General features: G+C 72.5%; 17 protein-coding genes. 7 read left to right on the plus strand and 10 right to left on the minus strand.

Annotation, left to right across the window (positions count from 1 at the left end; all coding sequences use genetic code 11):
- Positions 1 to 70: 70 nt before the first annotated feature.
- Together ACZ42A_RS03325 and ACZ42A_RS03330 are read left to right on the plus strand one after the other, a co-directional pair.
- Positions 71 to 1,804: an ABC transporter ATP-binding protein gene (locus ACZ42A_RS03325; RefSeq protein WP_468525419.1), complete on the plus strand. Its 1,734-nt coding sequence runs from the start codon at positions 71 to 73 to the stop codon at positions 1,802 to 1,804.
- The gene (locus tag ACZ42A_RS03330) at positions 1,804 to 3,732 is read left to right on the plus strand and encodes an ABC transporter ATP-binding protein (RefSeq protein WP_468525420.1); all 1,929 of its coding nucleotides are present in this window, start codon (positions 1,804 to 1,806) and stop codon (positions 3,730 to 3,732) included. Before ACZ42A_RS03325 ends, ACZ42A_RS03330 begins: the two co-directional genes overlap by 1 nt.
- A 40-nt stretch (positions 3,733 to 3,772) precedes the next feature.
- On the opposite strand, the gene ACZ42A_RS03335 is transcribed toward ACZ42A_RS03330, so the two are convergent.
- The 5 genes from ACZ42A_RS03335 to ACZ42A_RS03355 all read right to left on the minus strand — a co-directional run bounded on the left by ACZ42A_RS03335 (position 3,773) and on the right by ACZ42A_RS03355 (position 10,577).
- The gene (locus ACZ42A_RS03335) at positions 3,773 to 5,017 is read right to left on the minus strand and encodes an RNA polymerase sigma factor (RefSeq protein WP_468525421.1); all 1,245 of its coding nucleotides are present in this window, start codon (positions 5,015 to 5,017) and stop codon (positions 3,773 to 3,775) included.
- 105 nt (positions 5,018 to 5,122) lie between these two features.
- Entirely contained in the window at positions 5,123 to 7,036 is a 1,914-nt protein-coding gene (gene dnaG, locus ACZ42A_RS03340) for a DNA primase (protein ID WP_468525422.1), read from the minus strand.
- Positions 7,037 to 7,065: 29 nt separating this feature from the next.
- Entirely contained in the window at positions 7,066 to 8,331 is a 1,266-nt protein-coding gene (locus ACZ42A_RS03345; protein ID WP_468525423.1) for an NAD(P)/FAD-dependent oxidoreductase, read from the minus strand.
- Between the two features lie 104 nt (positions 8,332 to 8,435).
- Positions 8,436 to 9,698: a deoxyguanosinetriphosphate triphosphohydrolase gene (locus ACZ42A_RS03350; protein ID WP_468525424.1), complete on the minus strand. Its 1,263-nt coding sequence runs from the start codon at positions 9,696 to 9,698 to the stop codon at positions 8,436 to 8,438.
- A 117-nt stretch (positions 9,699 to 9,815) separates the two neighbouring features.
- On the minus strand, positions 9,816 to 10,577 hold the full coding sequence (locus tag ACZ42A_RS03355; RefSeq protein ID WP_468525425.1) for a sirohydrochlorin chelatase: 762 nt from the start codon (positions 10,575 to 10,577) through the stop codon (positions 9,816 to 9,818).
- A 135-nt stretch (positions 10,578 to 10,712) separates the two neighbouring features.
- Here ACZ42A_RS03355 and ACZ42A_RS03360 point away from each other — a divergent pair, with 135 nt between their 5' ends.
- Positions 10,713 to 11,390: a SanA/YdcF family protein gene (locus ACZ42A_RS03360; RefSeq protein WP_468525426.1), complete on the plus strand. Its 678-nt coding sequence runs from the start codon at positions 10,713 to 10,715 to the stop codon at positions 11,388 to 11,390.
- A 1,006-nt stretch (positions 11,391 to 12,396) separates the two neighbouring features.
- On the opposite strand, the gene ACZ42A_RS03365 is transcribed toward ACZ42A_RS03360, so the two are convergent.
- Genes ACZ42A_RS03365 through ACZ42A_RS03375 form a run of 3 tightly spaced genes read right to left on the minus strand, consistent with a single transcriptional unit; the run spans position 12,397 to position 15,976 of the window.
- On the minus strand, positions 12,397 to 13,164 hold the full coding sequence (locus tag ACZ42A_RS03365) for an enoyl-CoA hydratase-related protein (protein WP_468525427.1): 768 nt from the start codon (positions 13,162 to 13,164) through the stop codon (positions 12,397 to 12,399).
- 35 nt (positions 13,165 to 13,199) lie between these two features.
- On the minus strand, positions 13,200 to 14,444 hold the full coding sequence (locus ACZ42A_RS03370) for a ferredoxin reductase domain-containing protein (protein ID WP_468525428.1): 1,245 nt from the start codon (positions 14,442 to 14,444) through the stop codon (positions 13,200 to 13,202).
- A complete protein-coding gene (locus ACZ42A_RS03375; protein WP_468525429.1) occupies positions 14,441 to 15,976 on the minus strand; it encodes an amino acid adenylation domain-containing protein in 1,536 nt (511 codons plus the stop codon). Before ACZ42A_RS03375 ends, ACZ42A_RS03370 begins: the two co-directional genes overlap by 4 nt.
- Before the next feature lie 388 nt (positions 15,977 to 16,364).
- On the opposite strand from ACZ42A_RS03375, the gene ACZ42A_RS03380 reads away from it, so the two are divergent.
- On the plus strand, positions 16,365 to 18,521 hold the full coding sequence (locus ACZ42A_RS03380; protein WP_468525430.1) for a molybdopterin oxidoreductase family protein: 2,157 nt from the start codon (positions 16,365 to 16,367) through the stop codon (positions 18,519 to 18,521).
- Between the two features lie 13 nt (positions 18,522 to 18,534).
- On the opposite strand, the gene ACZ42A_RS03385 is transcribed toward ACZ42A_RS03380, so the two are convergent.
- On the minus strand, positions 18,535 to 18,984 hold the full coding sequence (locus ACZ42A_RS03385; RefSeq protein ID WP_468525431.1) for a gamma-glutamylcyclotransferase family protein: 450 nt from the start codon (positions 18,982 to 18,984) through the stop codon (positions 18,535 to 18,537).
- A gap of 109 nt (positions 18,985 to 19,093) precedes the next feature.
- Here ACZ42A_RS03385 and ACZ42A_RS03390 point away from each other — a divergent pair, with 109 nt between their 5' ends.
- Positions 19,094 to 20,719 (plus strand): M4 family metallopeptidase, encoded by a 1,626-nt coding sequence (locus ACZ42A_RS03390; protein WP_468525432.1) that lies wholly within the window; start codon positions 19,094 to 19,096, stop codon positions 20,717 to 20,719.
- 43 nt (positions 20,720 to 20,762) lie between these two features.
- On the opposite strand, the gene ACZ42A_RS03395 is transcribed toward ACZ42A_RS03390, so the two are convergent.
- Positions 20,763 to 21,344: an NADPH-dependent FMN reductase gene (locus tag ACZ42A_RS03395; RefSeq protein ID WP_468525433.1), complete on the minus strand. Its 582-nt coding sequence runs from the start codon at positions 21,342 to 21,344 to the stop codon at positions 20,763 to 20,765.
- Between the two features lie 286 nt (positions 21,345 to 21,630).
- Between ACZ42A_RS03395 and ACZ42A_RS03400 the strand changes: the two genes are divergently transcribed.
- Positions 21,631 to 22,149 carry a hypothetical protein gene (locus ACZ42A_RS03400; protein WP_468525434.1) on the plus strand — a complete coding sequence of 173 codons (519 nt, stop codon included), beginning with the start codon at positions 21,631 to 21,633 and terminating at the stop codon, positions 22,147 to 22,149.
- A 125-nt stretch (positions 22,150 to 22,274) separates the two neighbouring features.
- Positions 22,275 to 22,895 carry a class F sortase gene (locus ACZ42A_RS03405; protein WP_468525435.1) on the plus strand — a complete coding sequence of 207 codons (621 nt, stop codon included), beginning with the start codon at positions 22,275 to 22,277 and terminating at the stop codon, positions 22,893 to 22,895.
- Positions 22,896 to 22,899: the final 4 nt, after the last annotated feature.

Raw genomic sequence — 22,899 nt, forward strand, 5'->3', positions numbered from 1 at the left:
TGGAGTGTCCGACGATAGGGGCCAGGGGCAACCATCCGGCCCCTCCCGCCGACCACCGAGAGACCTCAGCGTGCTCATACGACTCCTGCGGACCTATCTCAGGCCCTACCGAAAACCCATCGCCCTGCTGGTGCTGCTGCAGTTCCTGCAGACCTGCGCGACCCTCTATCTGCCGACCCTGAACGCGGACATCATCGACAACGGTGTCGTGACCGGGGACACCGGCTACATCCTCTCCTTCGGCGCCCTGATGGTCGGCATCTCGCTGGCCCAGGTCGTCTGCAACATCGGTGCGGTGTACTACGGCGCCCGTACGGCCGCGGCGCTCGGCCGGGACGTGCGGGCCGCCGTCTTCGACCGGGTGCAGTCCTTCTCCGCGCGTGAGGTCGGTCACTTCGGGGCTCCCTCGCTCATCACCCGGACGACCAACGACGTCCAGCAGGTGCAGATGCTGGCGCTGATGACGTTCACGCTGATGGTGTCGGCGCCGATCATGTGCGTGGGCGGCATCGTGCTGGCGCTGGGGCTGGATGTGCCGCTGTCCGGGGTGCTGGTCGGCGTGGTGCCCGTGCTCGGCATCTCCGTGACGCTGATCGTGCGGCGGCTGCGGCCGCTGTTCCGGACCATGCAGGAGCGGCTGGACACGGTGAACCGGGTGCTGCGCGAGCAGATCACCGGCAACCGGGTGATCCGCGCCTTCGTCCGCGACGAGTACGAGCAGCAGCGCTTCCGGAAGGCGAACGCCGGGCTGACCGGCATGGCGATGGGCACCGGCAATCTGCTCGCGCTGATGTTCCCGATCGTCATGACGGTGGTGAACCTGTCGTCGATCGCGGTGGTGTGGTTCGGCGCGCACCGGATCGACAGCGGCGGGATGCAGATCGGTGATCTGACCGCGTTCCTCGCCTATCTGATGCAGATCGTGATGTCCGTGATGATGGCCACCTTCATGTTCATGATGGTGCCCCGCGCGGAGGTCTGCGCCGAGCGCGTCCAGGAGGTGCTGGACACCTCGTCCAGCGTCGTGCCGCCGACGGCGCCGGTGACCGAGCTGCGCCGGCACGGGCACCTGGAGATCCGGGGCGCGGGCTTCCGCTACCCGGGTGCCGAGGAGCCGGTGCTCAAGGCCATCGACCTGGTCGCCCGCCCCGGCGAGACGACCGCGGTGATCGGCTCGACCGGCAGCGGCAAGTCCACCCTGCTGGGCCTGGTCCCCCGGCTGTTCGACGCGACGGACGGGGAGGTCCTCGTCGACGGCGAGGACGTACGGACCATCGACCCGAAGGTGCTGGCGAAGACCGTCGGACTGGTCCCGCAGAAGCCGTATCTCTTCGCGGGCACGGTTGCGACCAACCTGCGCTACGGCAATCCGGACGCCACCGACGAGGAGTTGTGGCACGCGCTGGAGGTGGCGCAGGCCAGGGACTTCGTGGAGCGGCTGGAGAACGGGCTCGACTCCCCCATCGCGCAGGGCGGGACCAATGTCTCCGGCGGTCAGCGGCAGCGGCTGGCCATCGCCCGCACCCTCGTCCAGCGCCCGGAGATCTACCTCTTCGACGACTCCTTCTCCGCCCTCGACTACGCCACCGACGCGGCCCTGCGCGCCGCGCTCGCCCGGGAGACCGCCGAGGCGACCGTGGTGATCGTGGCCCAGCGGGTGGCGACCATCCGCGACGCCGACCGGATCGTCGTCCTCGACGAGGGCCGGGTGGTCGGCACCGGACGGCACCACGAGCTGATGGCGGACAACGAGACCTACCGGGAGATCGTGCTCTCCCAGCTGACGGAAGCGGAGGCTGCCTGATGGCCGGGCCCATGGGGCGGATGATGGCCGGGACCGGACCGGATCACCGCTCGCTGGACTTCAGGGGGTCGGGCCGGCGGCTCGTCGCCCAGTTCCGGCCGGAGCGGTTCACGATCTACGCGCTGCTGCTGTGCGTGGTGATCAGCGTCAGCCTCAACTCGGTCGGGCCGTGGATCCTCGGAAAGGCCACCGACCTGGTCTTCGCGGGCGTCGTCGGACGGCAGATGCCCGAGGGCGCCTCGAAGGAGCAGGTCCTCGACGGGATGCGGGAGCGCGGTGACGGCGACGTCGCCGACATGCTCCGCTCCACCGACTTCACGCCCGGCGAGGGCATCGACTTCACCGCCGTGGGCAATGTCCTGCTGGTCGCGCTCGCCGTGTTCGTGGTCGCCGGACTGCTGATGGCGGTGGCGACCCGGCTGGTGAACCGGGCCGTGAACCGGACGATGTACCGGCTGCGCGAGGACGTGCAGACGAAGCTGTCCCGGCTGCCGCTGTCGTACTTCGACAAGCGGCAGCGCGGCGAGGTGCTGTCCCGGGCGACCAACGACATCGACAACATCGGGCAGACCCTCCAGCAGTCGATGGGCCAGCTCATCAACTCGCTGCTGACCATCATCGGCGTGCTCGCGATGATGTTCTGGGTGTCGTGGATCCTGGCGCTGGTCGCGCTGGTGACGGTCCCGCTGTCGCTGTACGTGGCGACGTGGGTCGGGAAGCGGTCGCAGCCGCACTTCGTGCAGCAGTGGCGGTCCACCGGCACGCTCAACGCGCACATCGAGGAGATGTACACCGGGCACACCCTGGTGAAGGTGTTCGGGCGGCAGGAGGAGTCGGCGAAGCAGTTCGCCGAGCAGAACGAGGCGCTCTACGAGGCCGGGTTCAGGGCGCAGTTCAACAGCGGTGTCATGCAGCCGCTGATGATGTTCGTGTCCAACCTGAACTATGTGCTGGTCGCGGTGGTCGGCGGGCTGCGGGTGGCGTCCGGGTCGCTGTCGATCGGTGACGTGCAGGCGTTCATCCAGTACTCGCGGCAGTTCTCGATGCCGCTGACGCAGATCGCCTCGATGGCCAACCTGGTGCAGTCGGGTGTCGCCTCCGCCGAGCGGATCTTCGAACTCCTCGACGCGGAGGAGCAGTCGGCGGATCCGGTGCCGGGAGTGCGGCCGGAGGAGCTGCGCGGGCGGGTCGCGCTGGAGCGGGTGTCCTTCCGGTACGACCCGGAGAAGCCGCTCATCGAGGATCTGACGCTGACCGTGGAACCGGGCCAGACGGTGGCGATCGTCGGCCCGACCGGCGCCGGAAAGACCACGCTGGTCAACCTGCTGATGCGGTTCTACGACGTGACCGGCGGGCGCATCACCCTCGACGGCGTGGACATCGCGACGATGTCCCGGGACGAACTGCGCGCCGGGATCGGCATGGTGCTCCAGGACACCTGGCTGTTCGGCGGCACCATCGCGGAGAACATCGCGTACGGGGCGTCCAGGAAGGTCACCCGGGGCGAGATCGAGGAGGCGGCGCGGGCCGCCCACGCGGACCGGTTCATCCGCACCCTGCCCGACGGCTACGACACGGTGATCGACGACGAGGGCTCGGGCGTGAGCGCGGGTGAGAAGCAGCTCATCACCATCGCGCGGGCGTTCCTGTCCGACCCGGTGATCCTGGTGCTGGACGAGGCGACGTCGTCGGTCGACACCCGTACCGAGGTGCTGATCCAGAAGGCGATGGCCAAACTGGCGCACGGGCGTACGTCGTTCGTCATCGCGCACCGGCTGTCGACCATCCGGGACGCGGACACGATCCTCGTGATGGAGAACGGCTCGATCGTCGAACAGGGCGCGCACAGCGAGCTGCTGGCGGCGGACGGGGCGTACGCGCGGCTGTACAAGGCGCAGTTCGCGCAGGCGGTCGCGGAGGTCGACTAGCGATATGGGGCCGCTCTCGCCGTGGGAGCGGCCCCTCCTCTCAGTCCAGGTAGCCCCTCAGCTGGTCCGCGAAGGCGTGGTCGCGGAGCTTGTTGAGGGTCTTGGACTCGATCTGGCGAATCCGTTCCCGCGTCACCCCGAAGATGCGGCCTATCTCCTCCAGGGTGCGCGGACGTCCGTCGACGAGGCCGTAACGCAGCTGGACGACCTTGCGCTCGCGCTCGCCGAGGGTGGAGAGGACCGCCTCCAGGTGCTCCTTGAGCAGCAGGAACGCGGCGGACTCCACGGGGGAGGCGGCGTCGCCGTCCTCTATCAGGTCGCCCAGCGCCACATCGTCCTCCTCGCCCACGGGGGCGTGCAGGGAGACGGGCTCCTGGGCGAGCCGCAGCACCTCGCCGACCCGCTCGGGCGGCAGGTCGAGATGGGCGGCGACCTCTTCGGGCGTGGGTTCGTAGCCGCGCTCCTGGAGCATGCGGCGCTGCACCCGCACCACCCGGTTGATCAGCTCGACGACGTGCACCGGGACGCGGATGGTGCGGGCCTGGTCGGCGAGGGCGCGGGACATGGCCTGGCGGATCCACCAGGTGGCGTAGGTGGAGAACTTGTAGCCGCGGGCGTAGTCGAACTTCTCGACGGCCCGGATGAGGCCCAGGTTCCCCTCCTGCACGAGGTCGAGCATGGTCAGCCCGCGGCCGACGTACCGCTTGGCGACGGACACCACCAGCCGCAGGTTCGCCTCGATCAGCCGGCGCTTGGCCATCCGGCCCATGACGACGAGGCGGTCCAGGTCGTGGGCGAGCCTGCTGTCCAGGTCGGGGGTGTTGAGCAGCTTCTCCTCGGCGAACAGTCCGGCCTCGACCCGGCGGGCGAGTTCCACCTCCTCGGCGGCGGTGAGCAGCGGGATCCGTCCGATCTCGCGCAGATACTGCCGGAACAGGTCGGAGGAGGGACCGCCGGTGTCGACGACCCGTCCGGGCGGCGGCTCGACGGGCTCGGTCGCGGGGTCGGCTTCGGCCTCGGCTTCGGCCTCGGCTTCGGGCGGCGGCCCGGGCTCCGGTTCCGTCTCCGGCCGCGTCTCCGGGTGGTGCGCCGCACGGCTCTGCGGCGGCACGGCCACCAGCACGTCCGGCTCCGCGTCGGGTTCCGCGGTGGTGGGGCTGTCGGTAGGGACGAGGGTCTGGGTCTGCACGGGGGCGACCTCCAGGGTGATCGCTGCTGAGGTGGCGGAACCGCGGGGAGGGACCCGTGGGGGGACGGACCGGCCGCGCTCCGAGGACTCAGGCACCGCCCCCCAGTGTGGGGTAAGACACATCTCCGCCACGAGGGGCGTGCGTGGACTTTTTGAGTCCGGTGCGTGACCGCGTGGTTACCCTGGCGGACGTCCGAGGGGTCAGAGCGCGGCGGCGCCGTGCTCTCGCAACGCCTGGCCGTACTGCTGGAGGACCCACAGCTCGTTCTGTACGGCGGCCAGCTGGGCCGGGTCGCCGCCGGTGCCGAGGCGGGTGAGGGTGGACTGGATGTCCTGGATGCGGCGGTCGACGGCGCGGCGGCGGACCCAGACCAGCTGTTCGCCCGCGTAGGCCTCGTCGACCGTGCGGCGCATGATCGCCTCGACGGCCAGCTCGGTGACCATGGCGCGGACCGTGTCGTCGGGGGCCGCCTCGCGGACCCGGACCAGGTACTCCTGCGGGTCCTGGGTGCCGTACTCGGCGCCGCCCGCGTCCAGGATGGCCTGGCGCACGGCGGCGTAGGGCGGGGCGGTGAACTCGTCGACGCCGTACGCGTCGAACGCCGGGGAGACCAGCTCCGGGCGCTGGAGGGCGAGTTTGAGCAGCTCGCGTTCGGTGGCGTAGACGGGGTTGCGGAGGTTGAGCGCCGGGCCGGCGGTGGTGGGGCGGGGGGCGGCGTCGTACGACGGCTGGGGGCCGCGCTGCTGTGACGGGCCGCCGCCCTGTCCCTTGCCGCCCCGGTCACGCGCCCACCGGGCCAGCTGGGCGACCCGCTTGACCACGAACTGGGTGTCGAGGATGCCGAGCATGCCCGCGAGCTGGACGGCGACCTCGTGCTGGGCGCCGCTGTTCTTGATGCGGGCGACGATGGGCGCCGCCTCGTCCAGCGCGGCGGCGCGGCCCGCCGGGGTGTCCAGGTCGTAGCGGGAGACGATCTGGCGCAGGGCGAACTCGAAGAGCGGGGTGCGCGGCTCGACCAGGTCGGCCACCGCCTCGTCGCCCTTGGCGAGGCGCAGGTCGCACGGGTCCATGCCGTCCGGCGCGATGGCGATGTAGGTCTCGGCGGCGAACTTCTGGTCGTCCTCGAAAGCGCGCAGGGCCGCCTTCTGGCCGGCCGCGTCGCCGTCGAAGGTGAAGATCACGCGGGCCGAGCCGTTGTCCATCAGCAGACGCCGGAGGATCTTGATGTGGTCGCCGCCGAAGGCCGTGCCGCAGGTCGCGATCGCCGTCGTCACCCCGGCCAGGTGGCAGGCCATGACATCCGTGTAGCCCTCGACGACGACCGCGCGGGAGGACTTCGCGATGTCCTTCTTCGCCAGGTCGATGCCGTAGAGGACCTGGGATTTGCGGTAGATCGCCGTCTCGGGGGTGTTCAGGTACTTCGGCCCGTTGTCCGCCTCGTAGAGCTTCCTCGCGCCGAAGCCGACCACCTCGCCGCCGATGTCGCGGATGGGCCACATCAGGCGGCCGCGGAAGCGGTCGATCGGGCCGCGGCGGCCCTCCTGCGACAGCCCGGAGAGCAGCAGCTCCTTGTCGCTGAAGCCCTTGCCGCGCAGATAGCGGGTGAGGTGGTCCCAGCCCTGCGGGCTGTAGCCGACGCCGAAGTGGACGGCGGCGGCCTGGTCGAAGCCGCGCTCGGCGAGGAAGATCCGGCCGGTCTCGGCCTCGGGGGAGGTCGCGAGCTGTTCCGCGTACCACTCGGCGGCGATCTTGTGGGCCTCGACCAGGCGGATGCGCTCGCCGCGCTGGTGGGACGGGTTGTACCCGCCCTCCTCGTAGCGCAGGGTGATGCCCGCCTGGGCGGCGAGGCGTTCGACCGCCTCCGAGAAGGAGAGGTGGTCGACCTTCATCACGAAGGTGATGGTGTCGCCGCCCTCCTGGCAGCCGAAGCAGTGGAAGAGTCCCTTGCTCGGGCTGACCTGGAAGGACGGCGACTTCTCGTCGTGGAACGGGCACAGCCCCTTGAGGTTGCCGCCGCCCGCGTTGCGCAGCTGGAGGTACTCGGACACCACGGCGTCGATCGGGACCGCGTCCCGTACCGCCTTCACGTCCTCGTCGTTGATCCGTCCTGCCACGGATGAATTCTACGGGGGTGGTGTGACAGTCACGGGACGAGGCTTTCCAGCGGAACGTGCGGGTTCGCCAGGGCCTCGGTGTCCACCTGCTCCCTGGACCGGATCAGCCGCTGGATCTGCTCTGTGACGTCCCACACGTTCACGTTCATCCCGGCCAGCACCCGCCCCTCCTTCACCCAGAAGGCGATGAACTCCCGCTTCCCGGCATCACCGCGGATCACCACCTGGTCGTATGACCCGGGCGGCGCCCACCCCGAGTACTCCATGCCCAGGTCGTACTGGTCGGAGAAGAAGTACGGCACCCGGTCGTAGACGACGTCCTGCCCCAGCATCGCCCGCGCCGCCGCCGGGCCGCCGTTCAGCGCGTTCGCCCAGTGCTCCACCCGCATCCGCGTGCCGAAGAGCGCGTGGGGGAACGCGGCGACATCCCCGGCCGCGTGGATGTCGGGATCCGACGTGCACAGCCGCTCGTCCACGATGACACCCCCGCCGTGCGCCCGGTCGGCGATCTCCAGCCCGGCCGCCTCCGCGAGAGCGACGCGCGGTGCCGCGCCGATCGCCGCCAGCACGTCGTGCGCCGGGTGCTCCTCGCCGTCGTCCGTACGGGCCGCCAGCACCACGCCGTCCTGCCCGACGATCTCCGTCAGCCGGAGGCCGAAGTGGAAGCGCACCCCGTGCTCCCGGTGCAGCTCGGCGAAGAGCTGGCCCAGCTCGGGGCCGAGCACCCCGTGCAGCGGGGTCGGCTCCGGCTCGACGACGGTGACCTCGGCGCCGTACTCCCGGGCCGCCGCCGCGACCTCCAGGCCGATCCAGCCGGCGCCCGCGATCACCAGGTGGCCGTTGTCCCGGCCGAGGTGGTGGAGGACGCCCTTGAGGCGCTCGGCGTGGGCGAGGCGGCGCAGATGGTGGACGCCGGCCAGGCCGGTGCCCGGGATGTCCAGGCGGCGGGGTTCGGCGCCGGTGGCCAGCAGCAGCTTGTCGTAGCGGACGATCGTGCCGTCCTCGCCGAAGCGGACCGTCTTCTCGGCCCGGTCGATCGCGTCGACGGTCTGGCCGAGGTGGAGTTCGATGTCGTGCTGCGCGTACCAGGCGGGCTCGTGCACGAAGACGCTGTCCCGCTCCTCCTTGCCGAGCAGGAAGCCCTTGGAGAGGGGAGGGCGTTCGTACGGGTGGTCGCGCTCGTCGCAGATCAGTATCACCCGCCCGGTGAAGCCCTCCGCGCGGAGCGTCTCGGCCGCCTTTGCGCCGGCGAGTCCTCCTCCGACGATGACGAATGTCTGATCCGCGTCGACCACTTGATGCCTCCTCGTCACTGTGCCGCCAGATGCGAGCCTCCCGCACGGAGCGTGAGGGGGGAAGAGGGGGTGACCCGATCAGGCCACGCACGGTCACATCGGTGTCACATATGTCCCGTCAGTCTCGCGTGCAACAAACGGGCCGAGACGTCCGTGAGCGAGGCGATCTGGTCGACGATCACCCGTTTGCGGGCCCGGTCGTCGGGGGCCTGGTCGAACAGCGCGCGGAACTGCGGGTCCAGGCCGTCCGGGGCACGAACGGTGAGCGCCTCGGCGAGTTCGGCGACGACGATCCGCTGGTCGGCGCGGAGCCGGGTCTGCTCGGCGCGCTGCATGACGTACCAGTCGGCGACGGCCTTCAGCACCGCGCACTCCATCCGCGTCTCGCGCGGTACGACCAGCTCGGCGCCGTACCGGGTGAGCCGGCCGCCGCCGTACGCCTCCCGCGTGGCGCCCTCCGCGGCCAGGCAGAAGCGGCCGATGAGCTGGCTGGTGGCGTCCTTCAGCCGGGCCTGGGCGACGGCCGAGCCGTCGTAGCCGTGCGGCCACCACTCCTGGTCCTGGAGGCGGTCCAGGGCCGCGGCGAGTTCGGCCGGGTCGGTGTCGGCGGGGACGTACCGGCCGATGGCGACGCGGAAGATCTCCTGGCGTTCCGGCTCGGCGTGCAGGAGGTTGGGGTCGATATGGCCGGCGTGCAAGCCGTCCTCGACGTCGTGCACGGAGTACGCCACGTCGTCGGACCAGTCCATGACCTGGGCCTCGAAACAGGTGCGGGTGCCGGGGGCGTCCTTGCGGGCCCAGTCGAAGACCGGGCGGTCGTCCTCGTAGACGCCGAATTTCGGTGACGCCGGGTTGGTGGGGTGGGCGCCTCGCGGCCAGGGGTACTTCGTGGCGGCGTCGAGGGTGGCGCGGGTGAGGTTGAGGCCTACGGAGCCTTCCGGGGTGAAGCGTTTCGGCTCGATGCGGGTGAGGAGCCGCAGGGACTGGGCGTTGCCCTCGAAGCCGCCGCAGTCCTCGGCGAACTCGTTGAGGGCTTCTTCGCCGTTGTGGCCGAAGGGGGGATGGCCGAGGTCGTGGGAGAGGCAGGCGGCCTCGACGAGGTCGGGGTCACAGCCCAGGGCCGCGCCGAGTTCGCGGCCGACTTGGGCGCACTCCAGGGAGTGGGTGAGGCGGGTTCGGGGACTGGGGTCCCACGCCTGGCTTGTCGTGCCGGGAGTGACGACTTGCGTTTTGCCTGCGAGTCTGCGGAGTGCGGCCGAGTGCAGGATGCGGGCGCGGTCGCGTTGGAAGGCGGTGCGGCCGGGGCGTTTGTCGGGCTCGGGGGCCCAGCGTTCGGTTGCGGATGCGGGGTATGCGTTGCCTTCCATGTGTTGACAGTAAGCGCAGATGCGTCTGCCGGGTTGTTGTTGGTTTGCGGGTGCGGGTTGTTTTGGGCTGGTCGCGCCCACGCGGCGGAGCCGCACATCGATACAGCCCCGCGCCCCTTAGGAAGTCGCAGCCAGCGCCCGATTCCTCGTTGCTGCCATTGCCTCGTCGTAGCGGTGCAGTAGGAGTTCCGCCATCAAGGGGTGGGCGCCCAGGGGGTCCGACGCTATATCCGGGGCGGCCTTGGCGCATTCCGTTGCGAAGCGGCCCGGTGCCGTGAAGTACGAGGCCACGGCTATGTGGTGGCGGCCCCGTGCTCGCAGGGAGCGGACGGCTGCCTCCACCGTGGGGGCCGCCGCCGAGGCGTAGGCGGGGATCACCGGGACGCCCAGGCGGGTGGCGAGGAGGGCGGCCGTGCGGCCGGTGTCGGTTGCCGAGTCGGGGTCGCGGGAGCCCGCGGCGGCCAGGATCACGGCGGTCGTGCGGCGTTCGGTCTCCGTCACCGGGGTGCGCCAGCCAGCCTCCGTCAGACGGGTGTGGAGGGTGTCGACCAGCAGCGGGTGGGGGCCCAGGGGGGCGGCCAGGCGGGTGCGGGCCAGGGTGGCGGCGGCCATCTCGGGGATGTCCTGTTTGACGTGGTAGCCGCGGCTGAGGAGGAGGGGGACCAGGATCGCCTCGCGGTCGCCCAGGGCGGCGAGGGTGTCGGGGAGCAGGGGTTCGTTCAGCTCGATGTGCCCGAGGTGGACCGGCAGGCCGGGGCGCAGCTCGCGGACCCGGTCCAGGAGGGCGCGGACGGTGGCGAGGGCGCGCGGGTCGCGGCTGCCGTGGGCCACGACGACGAGCGCGGGGGGTCCGGGGCGGTGGCTGAGCTGGCTGTCCATGTATCGAGGGTGCCGGGAGGACGTTGCCGAGCCGTTGCGTGGGGGTCACGGGCGTTTTCCGTGGGTTCACGGCGGGGGGCGGGGGGTGTGTGAGGGGCACGCAACCAGGGCGCCTCACATTCCGTCCCTTTCGGTATGAAGATCGTACGACCCCGTTTCCCGCGCACTCGGACCGGCCGTCGGCGGCTGGTGCAGGCCGTGATGGCGGGGTGTGTGCTGGCGCTGCTGCCGTCGACCTGGCTGTACGTGTCGACGAGCGACCGGCTGCGGACCGTCGCCGACGTGCCGCGCACCGAGGTCGCCGTCGTCTTCGGGGCGGGGCTGTGGAACGGCGAGCCGTCGCCGTATCTCGCCCACCGCCTGGACGCGGCGGCCGAGCTGTACCGGGCGGGCCGGATCGAGGTGGTCCTGGTGACGGGGGACAACAGCCGGGAGGACTACGACGAGCCGGACGCGATGCGCGCGTATCTGACCCGGCACGGCGTCCCGGACGCGCGGATCGTCAGCGACTACGCGGGCTTCGACACCTGGGACTCCTGTGTCCGCGCCAAGAAGATCTTCGGCGTGGACGAGGCGGTGCTGATCAGCCAGGACTTCCACATCCGGCGGGCGGTGGCGCTGTGCCGGGAGGCGGGCGTGGAGTCGTACGGCGTCGGGGTCTACGCCAAGCGGGACGCGACCTGGTACTACGGCGGCGTCCGGGAGGTCTTCGCGAGCGGCAAGGCGGCACTGGACGCGGTCCTGGAGCCGGATCCCCGGTTCCTCGGGCCGGAGGAACCGGGGGTGGAGCGGGCGCTGGCCGGGGGGCGATGAGGCGAGCGCGGGCGGTGCGGCCGGTGCGCGGCAGCGCGGCCAGTGCATGCACGGCGGCGCGGGCGGTGCGCGGCAGCGCGGGCGGTGCGCGGCAGCGCGGCCAGTGCACGGCGACGCGGGCGGTGCACGGCAGCGCGGCCAGTGCACAGCAGCACGGGCGGTGCGCGGCCAGTCCGGGCCGCCGCCAGGACACCGCCCGCTGCCCGCGGCGACCGCCCGGCGCCAGCCGCGGCGACCGCAAGGTCCAGCTAAGGCCAGACCCCGCGACCCCGGCATGACCCGGGAGACAGGCCCTAGCGGCCGGTGAAGCGGACCGGCGCCGCTGCGCGGCCGGTGCGCGGCAGCGCGGGCCGGTGCGCCGCAGCGCGGGCGGTACGCGGCCGCTCCAAGCCGCCGCTCGGACGCCGCCCGCTGCCCGCAGCGACCGCCCGGCGCCAGTCGCGACGACCGCAGGGGCCGGGCTAGCGGCCGGAGAAGCGGGCGGGCGCCAACTGCGCGGCCAGTGCGCGGCAGCGCCGACGGTGCGCGGCCGCTCCGAGCCGCCGCTCGGCCACCACCCGCTGCCCCCGGCGACCGCCCGGCGCCAGCCGCGACGACCGCAGGGGCCGGGCTAGCGGCCGGAGAAGCGGGCGGGCGCCAACTGCGCGGCCAGTGCGCGGCAGCGCCGACGATGCGCGGCCGCTCCAAGCCGCCGCTCGGCCACCACCCACTGCCCCCGGCGACCGCCCGGCGCCAGCCGCGACGACCGCAGGGGCCGGGCTAGCGGCCGGAGAAACGGGCGGGCGCCAACTGCGCGGCCGGTGCGCGGCAGCGCGGGCGGGCACGGCAGCGCGGCAGCGCGGGCGGGCACGGCAGCGCGGCAGCGCGGGCGGGCGCGCGACCGCTCCAAGCCGCCTCTCGGCCGCCGCCCCGCTGCCCCGCTGCCCGCGGTGACCGCCCGGCGGCGGCCGTGGGGGCCGGTTCAGGGGCGGACCCCACGACGTCGGCATGAGCCGGGAGGCAGGTCCTAGCGGCCGGTGAAGTGGGCGGGGCGTTTTTCCAGGAAGGCCGTCATGCCTTCCTTCTGGTCCTCCGTGGCGAACAACGCGTGGAAGACGCGGCGTTCGTAGCGGATGCCGTCGCGCAGGCCGGTTTCCAGGGCGTGGTCGACGCATTCGCGGGCGGCGCGGACGGCGGCGCGGCCGTAGGAGGCGATGGTGGCCGCCGTGCGGAGGGCCTCGGGGAGTACCTGGTCGTCGGGGACGACCCGGGAGACCAGGCCGCTCGCCTCCGCCTCCCACGCGTCCATCGGGCGGCCGGTGAGGACCAGGTCCATCGCCTTGGCCCGGCCGATCAGGCGGGTCAGGCGCTGGGTGCCGCCGATCCCCGGGATCACGCCGAGCTTGATCTCCGGCTGGCCGAAGACCGCCGACTCCCCCGCGATGACGAGGTCGCACATCATCGCCAGTTCGCAGCCGCCGCCGAGGGCGTGGCCGTGGACGGCGGCGATCTTCGGAGTGCGCAGATCGGCGAAGTGCTCCCAGTCGGCGAAGTAGTCCTCCGCGGCCATCCGCACGGCCGAGCGGTCGGCCATCTCCTTGATGTCGGCGCCCGCCGCGAACACGGTGTCGGAGCCGGTGATCACTATGCAGCCGGTCTCCGGGTCCGCGTCCAAGGGGCGTAGTACGTCCAGGAGTTCTGCGAGCAGCGCGGAGCTGAGGGCGTTGCGGACGTGCGGGCGGTGCAGGCGTACGGTCACCACGGCGCCGTCGCGTTCGAGCTTGAGGTGGTTCATGGGCTTCCTCCAGGGTGAGGAGTTCCGGCGAGTCGTCATGAGTCCCAGATCGCGCCGTACGCCGGGATCCCGCGCCGCTCCAGGCCGTGCACCACCTGCCAGGTGAGCTTCTTGTTGGAGATGCAGATCACCGCCTCGGCGCCGAAGTCCCGGTACGCGGCGTACGCCAGGCGGACCATGTCGGGCTTGCCGTGCCGGGAGGTGTCCCAGACGACGGCGTCCGGCTGGACGGCGAGGATCTCGTCGACCAGGGCGTCGCCGTAGGTCGCGCGGGGGTCGCGGGTCGCCCAGACCAGACGGGAGGGGACCTCGGCGGCGAGGAGGTGCGGGAGGCAGGGGCCTATACCGCTGCCGGTGGCGACGTACACCACCTTCTTGAACAGCACCTCGATGTTGGCGACCCCGGCCGTGGTGATGCCCTTCACCCACACCGTGGAGGGCATGTCGTCGATGAAGGAGCCCGTCCAGTCCCCCGCGCGGGACACGGTGAGGCGGAAGCCGGACCGGCCGGGGGCGGGCACGTTGGCGAAGGAGTGCCATTCCGTCAGCGGGCTGCGGCTGATGGCGGTGGAGGAGCCCGCGAAGGGCGTCTCGCCGTAGTCGAAGCGGGCCAGGGCCACATGCGGGGAGGGGCGTTCGATCCGGACGTCGACCTTGCGCAGCCGCAGCCAGGGCAGGGCGACGCTGAGGGTGACCAGGGCGAGGACGGTCACGGGGACCGGCCCCGGGGCGCCGAGCAGGGTGTGGGTCCAGAAGAGGGCGAGGGCCAGCCAGCCGCCGAAGCGGTGGATCCGCTCGAAGTGGTCGTGGTGGCGGGAGCGGAAGGGCGGCAGGGCGGTGGCGACGATCAGGGCGAGGAGAGTCAGCAGGGTCCAGCCCACCGCCCTGAGCGGGCCGTTCGGGGTCACGATCGTCAGCGCCAGGTACCAGGCCGTGCCCGCCAGCGCCCCGCCCACGTGCAGTCCGCCGAAGTGGTACACCTTGCCCAGCGTCCAGCGGACCTTGAGCGGCCAGCTCGTCGGCGCCGAAGTGGCCAGCCGGAAGAGAAGGTTGATGACGTACTGCTGACGGACCAGGACGGCCAGAGTGACATTGGCGAGGGCCGTGTGGCCCAGTGTCGGCGTCGAGAGAGGCCAACTGGCCGCCGCGAAAGCGGCATTGACGGCGATCACCAGCGCCGCCAGCCGGTTGTAGTGCATCAGGCGCGGGTGCTTCCACAGGCGGCGCGCACCAGGGGTGAGCGGAGGAAGCTCGACATCCCGGTCGAGTGACGTGGTCATCGGGCCACCGCCGGCCGCTCCTCGGCCATCCGCAGCAGCGCCCGTTTGTCGATCTTGCCGCGGTCGGTCTCGGGAAGCGCGGCGAGCGGCAGCACCCGCTCCGGGACGCAGTAGTACGGCAGGGCGTCCGCGACCGCGCGTCGGGCGGCCTCCGGGTCGACGTCGGCGGGGCAGACGAAGGAGACCAGGGTGCGGGCGTCGCGTTTCAGGGTCACCGCGCGGGCGCAGCCCGGCAGCCGTTCCAGGACCGAGGAGACGGAGTCGAGTTCCACGCGGAAGCCGCGGACCTTGACCTGGTCGTCGGTGCGGCCGAGGTGTTCGAGTTCGCCGTCGGGGGTCCAGCGGCCCAGGTCGCGGGTGCGGAACATGCGGCGGCCGCCGCCGAGGAAGGGGTCGGGGGCGTACCGCTCGGCGTTGAGGGCGTCGTCGCCGAGGTAGCCGGCGGAGACGCAGTCGCCGCCCGCCCACATCTCGCCGACCTCGCCGATGGGCAGCGGCCGGCGGTGGGCGTCGAGGACGTAGACGGTGTTGTTGGGGGTCGGGCGGCCGATGGTGAGCAGCGGGGCGGCCGGGTCGTGGCGGCGCATCGTGTTGACGATGGTGGTCTCGGTGGGGCCGCAGCAGTTGTGGAAGACGGCCCGGCGCGCCCAGGCGTCGGCGAGCGGGCGCGGGCAGGGCTCCCCGGCGACGGCGACCGTGCGCACCCGCGGGCAGGCGGCGGGGTCGAGGCCGGACAGCACGGTCGGGGTGGCGATCAGGACGGTGGCGGTGCGGGCGGTGGCCGCGATGTCCTTGCCCCGGATGACGAGGGTGGCGCCGTGGGTGAGCGCGCCCAGGATCTCCCAGGCCGCCATGTCGAAGGCGACGTTGAGCAGCTGCGCCACCCGGTCGCCGCGGCGGATGCCGAGGTCGCCGGGGGCGGTGAGGAGGATGTTGGCGAGGTTGCGGTGGGTGACCTTGACGCCGTTGGGGCGGCCGGTCGTGCCCGAGGTGAACAGGACGTAGGCGCCGTCGTCGGGGTGGACGGCGGGCCGGGGCACGGTGGGGGCGGACGGCTGCGGAGCGTCGAGGGCGTCGTCGAGGGCGAGGAGGCGGTGGCCGTCGGGGAGCGGGACGCGCGGGGCGTACGCGCGCTGGGTGAGGATCACCCGGGTGCGGGCGGTGCGGATGACGTGGGCGAGCTGGGCGGCCGGGGTCAGGCCGATGTCCTGGGGGACGTAGGCGGCGCCCGCCTTCAGGATGCCGAGCAGGCCGACGAGCATCGGGAGGGAGCGGCGCACGAAGAGGCCGACGTGGTCGCCGGGGCGGACGCCGTCCGCGCGGAGGCGGGCGGCGAGGGCGTCGGCGGCGTGGTCGAGCCGGCCGTAGGTGAGCGTCGCGCCCTGGTGTTCGGCGGCGACGGTGTGGGGAGCGGTGCGGGCGTGCCGTTCGACGGCGTGGTGGAGCAGCGGATCGGGGACGGCGACGGCGGGGCCGCGGCCGTACTGCCAGAAGAGCTGCTGGTCACGGGGGGTGAGGTGGCGCAGGGGCATGGTCGGGGGGCCTCCTGGCTGTTTCGGGTGACGGTGTGCCGGTCCGGAAAGGAGCGGCGGGCATGCCCGGGGAGTCGAACGCCGTACGGAGTCGCGCCGCGACGGTGCGAAGTCGCGTGATGCTCGACTGTAGCGGCGGTCGTTCAGCTCTCAAGCAGGTGCGGTCGGCCAAGAAAGGTGGCGGAATGCGCCACATGTGACGACTTCCGCCACAGCGGCAACTCCGGACCCGGCGCGCGGCGACTTAGGGGTGGGGGCGCCGTGCGCCTCACGGTGCGGCCGCGTGGCGACGCCTCACGGTGCCGCCGGACCCCCGGGGAGGTCGCCGTGCGGCATGTGTAACAGGGAGCCGTCTCGCACGTAACACGACCGAAGCACCCTGAAGGGCATGAACAGCACCTCGACGCCCACCCACTGCCCGTACTGCGCCCTGCAGTGCGGGATGAACCTGTCGCCCTCGCCGGACGGGGGCGTCGAGGTGCGGGAACGCGCCGACTTCCCGGTGAACCGGGGAGCGCTGTGCGGCAAGGGCCGTACGGCGCCGGCGGTGCTCTCGTCCCGGGTGCGCCTGACCTCCCCGTTGGTGCGTTCCGGGGGCACGCTGGTGCCCGCCACCTGGGACGAGGCCCTGGACCGGATCGCCGGGGCGCTGCGCCGCGCCCGCGCGGAGCACGGCGCGGACGCGCTCGGCGTGTTCGGCGGCGGCGGGCTGACCAACGAGAAGGCGTACACGCTGGGCAAGTTCGCCCGGGTCGTGCTCGGCACCTCGCAGATCGACTACAACGGCCGCTTCTGCATGTCGTCGGCGGCGGCCGCCGGGATGAAGGCCTTCGGTCTCGACCGCGGGCTGCCGTTCCCGCTGGAGGACATCCCCAAGACGGGCTGTGTGATCCTGGTCGGCTCCAATCTCGCCGAGACCATGCCGCCCTCGCTGCGCTACTTCACCGAGCTGAAGGAGAACGGCGGCACCCTGATCGTCATCGACCCGCGCCGCACGAAGACCGCCGAGCAGGCCGATCTGCATCTCGCGCCCCGGCCGGGCACCGACCTCGCGCTCGCGCTGGGCCTGCTGCACCTGGTCGTCGCCGAGGGGCGCACCGACGAGGCGTACATCCGCGAGCGGACCAGCGGCTGGGAGGACGCGCGGGCGGCGGCCATGGCGCACTGGCCGGAGTACGTGGAGCGGATCACCGGCGTGCCCGTGCCCCAACTGCGGGAAGCCGTACGGATGTTCTGCGAGCCGGAGTCCGCGATGGTGCTCACCGCGCGCGGGCCCGAGCAGCAGTCCAAGGGCACCGACACGGTCGGCGCGTGGATCAACCTGTGCCTGGCGACCGGGCGGGCGGGGCGGCCGTACAGCGGCTACGGCTGCCTCACCGGCCAGGGCAACGGGCAGGGCGGGCGCGAGCACGGCCAGAAGGCCGACCAGCTGCCCGGCTACCGCAAGCTGGACGACCCGGCGGCGCGCCGGCACGTGGCCGAGGTGTGGGGCGTGGACCCGGACTCGCTGCCGGGGCCGGGGCGCAGCGCCTACGAGCTGCTGGACGCGCTCGGCACGGACATCCGGACGCTGCTGCTGATGGGCTCCAACCCGGTGGTGTCGGCGCCGCGCGCCGCGCACATCGAGGACCGCATCAAGTCGCTGGACTTCCTGGCGGTCTGCGATGTGGTCCTGTCGGAGACGGCCGAACTGGCGGACGTGGTGCTGCCGGTGACGCAGTGGGCCGAGGAGACCGGTACGACGACCAACCTGGAGGGCAGGGTGCTGCTGCGCCGCCAGGCGATCACCCCGCCCGAGGGCGTGCGCAGCGACCTGGAGGTCATGCACGAGCTGGCCGCGCGGCTGGGCGTGGAGAAGGGCTTCCCGACCGACCCCGAGGAGGTCTTCGAGGAGCTGCGCCGGGCCAGCGCGGGTGGTCCCGCGGACTATTCCGGGATCACCTACCGCAGGCTCGCGGAGGAGAACGGGGTGTTCTGGCCGTGCCCGGCGCCGCAGGCCCTGGTGGACTCCGAGGACGCCTCGCTGGACGTGACGCCGGACGACCCCGCGCAGGACGCCGAGGTCCGGGACGTGCACCCCGGCACCCCGCGCCTCTTCCTCGACCGGTTCGCCACCCCGGACGGCCGGGCGCGGTTCGTGCCCGTCTCGCACCGGGCCGTGGCCGAGGAGCCCGACGACGAGTACCCGGTGCTGCTGACCACGGGCCGGGTGGTCGCCCAGTACCAGTCCGGCGCGCAGACCCGGCGGGTCGACGAGCTGAACGCCGCCGCGCCCGGCCCGTTCGTCGAACTGCACCCGAGGCTGGCGGCCCGGCTGGGAGCGGCCGAGGGCGACCCGGTGGCCGTCGTCTCCCGGCGCGGCCGGGCCGTGGCACCGGCCCGCATCACCCACGCGATCCGCCCCGACACCGTGTTCATGCCGTTCCACTGGCCGGGCGAGGGCCGCGCCAACACCCTCACCAACCCCGCGCTCGACCCGACGTCCCGGATGCCGGAGTTCAAGGCGTGCGCGGTGCGGGTGGAGGCGGTCACCGCGGAGGACTGACCCGAGTCTCGCGCTACGACGGCGAAGTCCGCCGCGTCCGCCAGTCGCCGCCCTCGATCCGCCGGCCCCCGGCGCGCAGCCGGGCGGCGACGGAGGGCGCGGCGAGGTACACCCAGGCCCGTACGGCGGCCCCGTCGGCGGTGCGGACGATGTCACGGGCGACCCGCTCGTAGAGGTTGCGCGGGTCGCCCGGTGTCGTGCACTCCTCCAGCCGGTCGAGGACGAGGAGCAGTTCGTCGTACGCCTCGGGCAGCGCGGTCACCAGCTCCCCGCGCACCACACCGCCCGGTTCCTCGATCGCGTACGGGTAGCCGGGACCGTCGTAGAGCACCGCGTCGCGGAGGTCTCCCGGCTCCTCGGCGTGGGTCCGGCCGCGCAGGAAGAGGTCGTGGTTGGGCTCGCCGGGGCGCAGGGTGCCGTAGACGAAGAAGGGGAGTTGGACACGGGACCGCACAGAACTCACAGAAGCGATTCTCTCCCCACACACACCTCCACGTCCTCCCCCTGGCCCTGGCATGTGCACGCCCCCTTGAATCTTGATCACCCTCAGCGTGATCAGTTCAAGGAGACCCATGAGCCGGATACGGCCGTACGCCCTGGCCGCCACGACCGCCGCCGCCCTGCTGGCCACGGCGCTCTCCCCCACCGCCGGAGCGGCCGACCGGCCCACGCGGGCCACCGCGCTGGCGAACGCCGCCGCGATCCTCGCCGACCGGGCGGGCAGCCTGGGACTCGGCGCCGGCCAGGAGACGAAGGTCCGGGACGTCGTCATCGACGAGGACGGCACCCAGCACATCCGCTACGACCGCACCTACCGCGACCTCCCCGTCCTCGGCGGCGACTTCGTCCTCCACGTGACGCCCGAGGGCGGCTACCACGGGGTGAACCGCGCGACGACGGCGCCGGTCTCCCTGCCGAGCGTGACCCCCGTCCTGTCCGCCCCGAAGGCCGCCGACGTGGCCGCGAACGCGCTGCGGGCCCTGCACCTTGGCGAGACCCTGAAGCGTCTGACGGCCAAGCCGGAGCTGGTGGTCGACGCCCTGCACGGGACGCCGAGGCTGGCCTGGCGGACGCAGGCGGCGGCGCTCGACGCGCAGGGCAACCCGGTGGCGCGGACCGTGCTGACGGACGCGCGGACCGGGGCGCAGATCGACGCCTGGGACACGCTGGAGTCGGCGTCCGGGGACGGGCGTTCCCTGTACGGCGGCACGGTCCCGCTGCAGACGACGCCGACCGGATCGGGGTACGCGCTGAAGGACCCGACCCGCGGCGGCACGTACACCGGCGACGCGGCGAACCAGGTCGACCTGTGCCTGCTGGGCACCCTCTGCGTCAGCCGCGCCCCCTCCACGGTGTTCACCGACGCCGACAACCACTGGGGCGACGGCACGACCGCGGACCGCGCCTCGGCGGCGGTGGACGCGCAGTACGGCACCGACGTCACCTGGGACTACTTCGAGAGCAAGCACGGCCGCGAGGGCATCGCGGGCGACGGCAAGGGCTCGTACAGCCGGGTGCACTACGGCACCCGCTACAACAACGCCTTCTGGGACGACACGTGCTTCTGCATGACGTACGGCGACGGTGACGGGACGACGTTCGGCCCGCTGGTCTCGCTGGACGTCGCCGGTCACGAGATGAGCCACGGCGTCACGTCCAAGACGGCGAACCTCACCTACACCGGCGAGTCCGGCGGCCTGAACGAGGCCACCTCCGACATCTTCGGCACGCTGGTGGAGTTCCACGCGGCGAACACCAAGGACCCCGGCGACTGGCTGATCGGCGAGAAGATCGTCCGCTCGGGCTTCGGCCGCAGCGCCCTGCGGTACATGGACCGCCCGTCGAAGGACGGCGACTCCCCCGACTGCTGGAGCCCCACGGTCGCCACCCTCGACGTCCACTACTCCTCCGGCATCGGCAACCACTTCGCCTACCTGCTGGCCGAGGGCAGCGGCGCGAAGACCATCAACGGCGTCCCGCACAACTCGCCGACCTGCAACGGCACTTCCGTGACCGGCATCGGCCGGGCCAAGCTCGGCGCGATCTGGTACCGGGCCCTGACGGTCTACATGACGTCGTCCACGACGTACGCCGGAGCCCGCACCGCGACCCTGAACGCGGCCCGCGACCTGTACGGCACCGGCAGCGCGGAGTACCGGGCGGTGGGGGCGGCCTGGAGTGCGGTGGGCGTGAACTAGGTCATCCCACCAGGTCTCCATGGCGGCGGCCGCACGGACCGGCTCAACCCCCGTACGGCCGCCGCTCCTTCGCCTCCCGCAGGGCCCTGCCCCACCACACCAGCTGGTCGAGCATCGTCTTCGCCGCCGCGTCGGGGCCCGTCGGGTCCTTCAGGCGGCCGTCGCGGTCGAAGGACGCGCCGGCGTTGTGGAAGGAGACGGTGTCGCGGACGGTGACGGCGTGGAGTTCGGCGAAGACCTGGCGCAGGTGCTCGACGGCGCGCAGGCCGCCGGAGATGCCGCCGTAGGAGACGAGGGCGACGGGCTTGGCGCGCCATTCGGTGTAGTGCCAGTCGATGAGGTTCTTGAGCGCGGCGGGGTAGGAGTGGTTGTACTCGGGGGTGAGGACCACGAACGCGTCCGCCGCGTCGAGCCGCGCGCTGACCGGGTCGGCGGACTGCGGGGCGGGCTCCATGGTCGTGGGCAGCGCGACGTCCGCGACGTCGACGACATCGACGACCAGGTCGTCCCGTTCGCGGACGCGGTCCAGCAGCCAGTCGGCGATGACGGGCCCGAACCGGCCGTGGCGGTTGCTGCCGATGACGACGGTCACGTGGAGGGGGGTCTGAGCGGTTGTGTTCTTCATGCCGCACAGGCTCGTACCTCAAGTTTGATTGAGGTCAAGTCGGACCCGCCCGGCGGTCCGGTCACCCGTTCACACCTTCACCGTGCTTCCTTCGGGTCCTCTTCCCCGACAGCTCGCCACACGCCGGTGACCTGCTGAAACGAGCCGTGAAGCGCCGGCTCGGCGGTCCGTGCGAGCACCCGTTCACCGTATTTCTGACGGCACATCAGGAAGCGCGCTCGCGTCGCTGCCACTTACCTCGAAAGAGCACTGCACCGACAGCTCCACTCGATCGAGGGGGAACCCGATGCGACGTATCGCCCGGCTGCTGAGCGGTACCGCGTTCGCCGTCGCCGCCGCGGGTCTGTCCGCCGCGCCCGCGTACGGCGACGACACCGGCGACCTTGAGGTGTATCCGTCCTCCGTGGTGCCCGGCGGCCTGGTCAGCGTGAACACGGCGGCGTGCGGTGCCGACGGTGCCGCCGAGGGCGACGCCAGCGCGGTCGGCGCCGGGCCCTTCACGCTGGCGCCCAGCAGCCACGAGAACGACGCGATCGGCCAGTTCCGGGTGCCGCCGAGCGCGCATCCGGGGACGTACGAGATCGTCGCGCGGTGCTCCGGGAACGGCCGGGAGGTCAAGGGCGACCTGGTGGTCACGCTGACCGCGGCGCAGCCGGCGTATCCCCGGGGAAGTGTGAAGACGGGGGTCGGCGGCGCACTGGGCCCCGATCCCGTGCAGACCGCGGCCGGCGTGGCGGCTCTCGCCGTCGCCGCCGCGGGCGGTACCTGGCTCCTGCATCGCCGGGCGAGAGGCGACGGGATCTGACGGACACCCTCCGCTGTCCGTCCGCCGGTACCGCACGCCCCGCCCCCTCCGGGTCCGACGCCCCTCGCGGCCCGGAGGGGGATACCGGGGCCCCACCCCGTTCCCTCGGTCCCACGGAGGCTCCCATGGGCAGGCGCGGCGACACCGCCATAGCCACCGTCACCGCCGTCGCCCTGTGCTCGGGCGTCTGGCTGCTGAGCGACGGCGCCGAGACGCAGGCCCCGCCGCAGCCGTCGGCCGCCGAGGCGCGGGCCGACCCGGCCGCCGAGCGCTCGGCGGCCCCGGCGCTGCCGCCGTCCCCGCCCGACCGCATCCGCATCCCCGCGATCCGGGTGGACGCCCCGCTGACCGGCCTGGGCCTGACCCGGTCCGGCAGCCTGGAGGCACCGCCGCCCGACCGGCCGAACCTCGCCGGCTGGTACGAGGCCGGGACCACGCCCGGCGAGCGCGGCACCGCGATCGTCGCCGGGCATGTCGACAACACCGACGGACCCGCCGTCTTCTACCGCCTCGGCGCCCTCGGACGCGGCAGCACCATCGAGGTGGACCGGCGCGACGGCTCGGTCGCGGTGTTCACGGTGGACGCCGTCGAGGTCTACCAGGCGAAGAACTTCCCCGACGAGAAGGTCTACGGCCCGGCCCGCCGGCCCGAACTGCGGGTGATCACCTGCGGCGGCGGCTACTCGCGCACCACCGGCTACCAGGGGAACGTGGTCGTCTTCGCCCATCTGACGGGCAGCCGCTGACTCC

The organism is Streptomyces sp. NPDC030838 (genome assembly GCF_055572035.1).

Bases quoted from the DNA above. Each gene is read 5' to 3' on its own strand.
- ACZ42A_RS03330 (WP_468525420.1), top strand. From the start codon at position 1,804: ATGGCCGGGCCCATGGGGCGGATGATGGCCGGGACCGGACCGGATCAC.
- ACZ42A_RS03350 (WP_468525424.1), bottom strand. From the start codon at position 9,698: ATGGAAGGCAACGCATACCCCGCATCCGCAACCGAACGCTGGGCCCCC.
- ACZ42A_RS03355 (WP_468525425.1), bottom strand. From the start codon at position 10,577: ATGGACAGCCAGCTCAGCCACCGCCCCGGACCCCCCGCGCTCGTCGTC.
- ACZ42A_RS03360 (WP_468525426.1), top strand. From the start codon at position 10,713: ATGAAGATCGTACGACCCCGTTTCCCGCGCACTCGGACCGGCCGTCGG.
- ACZ42A_RS03365 (WP_468525427.1), bottom strand. From the start codon at position 13,164: ATGAACCACCTCAAGCTCGAACGCGACGGCGCCGTGGTGACCGTACGC.
- ACZ42A_RS03370 (WP_468525428.1), bottom strand. From the start codon at position 14,444: ATGACCACGTCACTCGACCGGGATGTCGAGCTTCCTCCGCTCACCCCT.
- ACZ42A_RS03375 (WP_468525429.1), bottom strand. From the start codon at position 15,976: ATGCCCCTGCGCCACCTCACCCCCCGTGACCAGCAGCTCTTCTGGCAG.
- ACZ42A_RS03380 (WP_468525430.1), top strand. From the start codon at position 16,365: ATGAACAGCACCTCGACGCCCACCCACTGCCCGTACTGCGCCCTGCAG.
- ACZ42A_RS03390 (WP_468525432.1), top strand. From the start codon at position 19,094: ATGAGCCGGATACGGCCGTACGCCCTGGCCGCCACGACCGCCGCCGCC.
- ACZ42A_RS03395 (WP_468525433.1), bottom strand. From the start codon at position 21,344: ATGAAGAACACAACCGCTCAGACCCCCCTCCACGTGACCGTCGTCATC.
- ACZ42A_RS03400 (WP_468525434.1), top strand. From the start codon at position 21,631: ATGCGACGTATCGCCCGGCTGCTGAGCGGTACCGCGTTCGCCGTCGCC.
- ACZ42A_RS03405 (WP_468525435.1), top strand. From the start codon at position 22,275: ATGGGCAGGCGCGGCGACACCGCCATAGCCACCGTCACCGCCGTCGCC.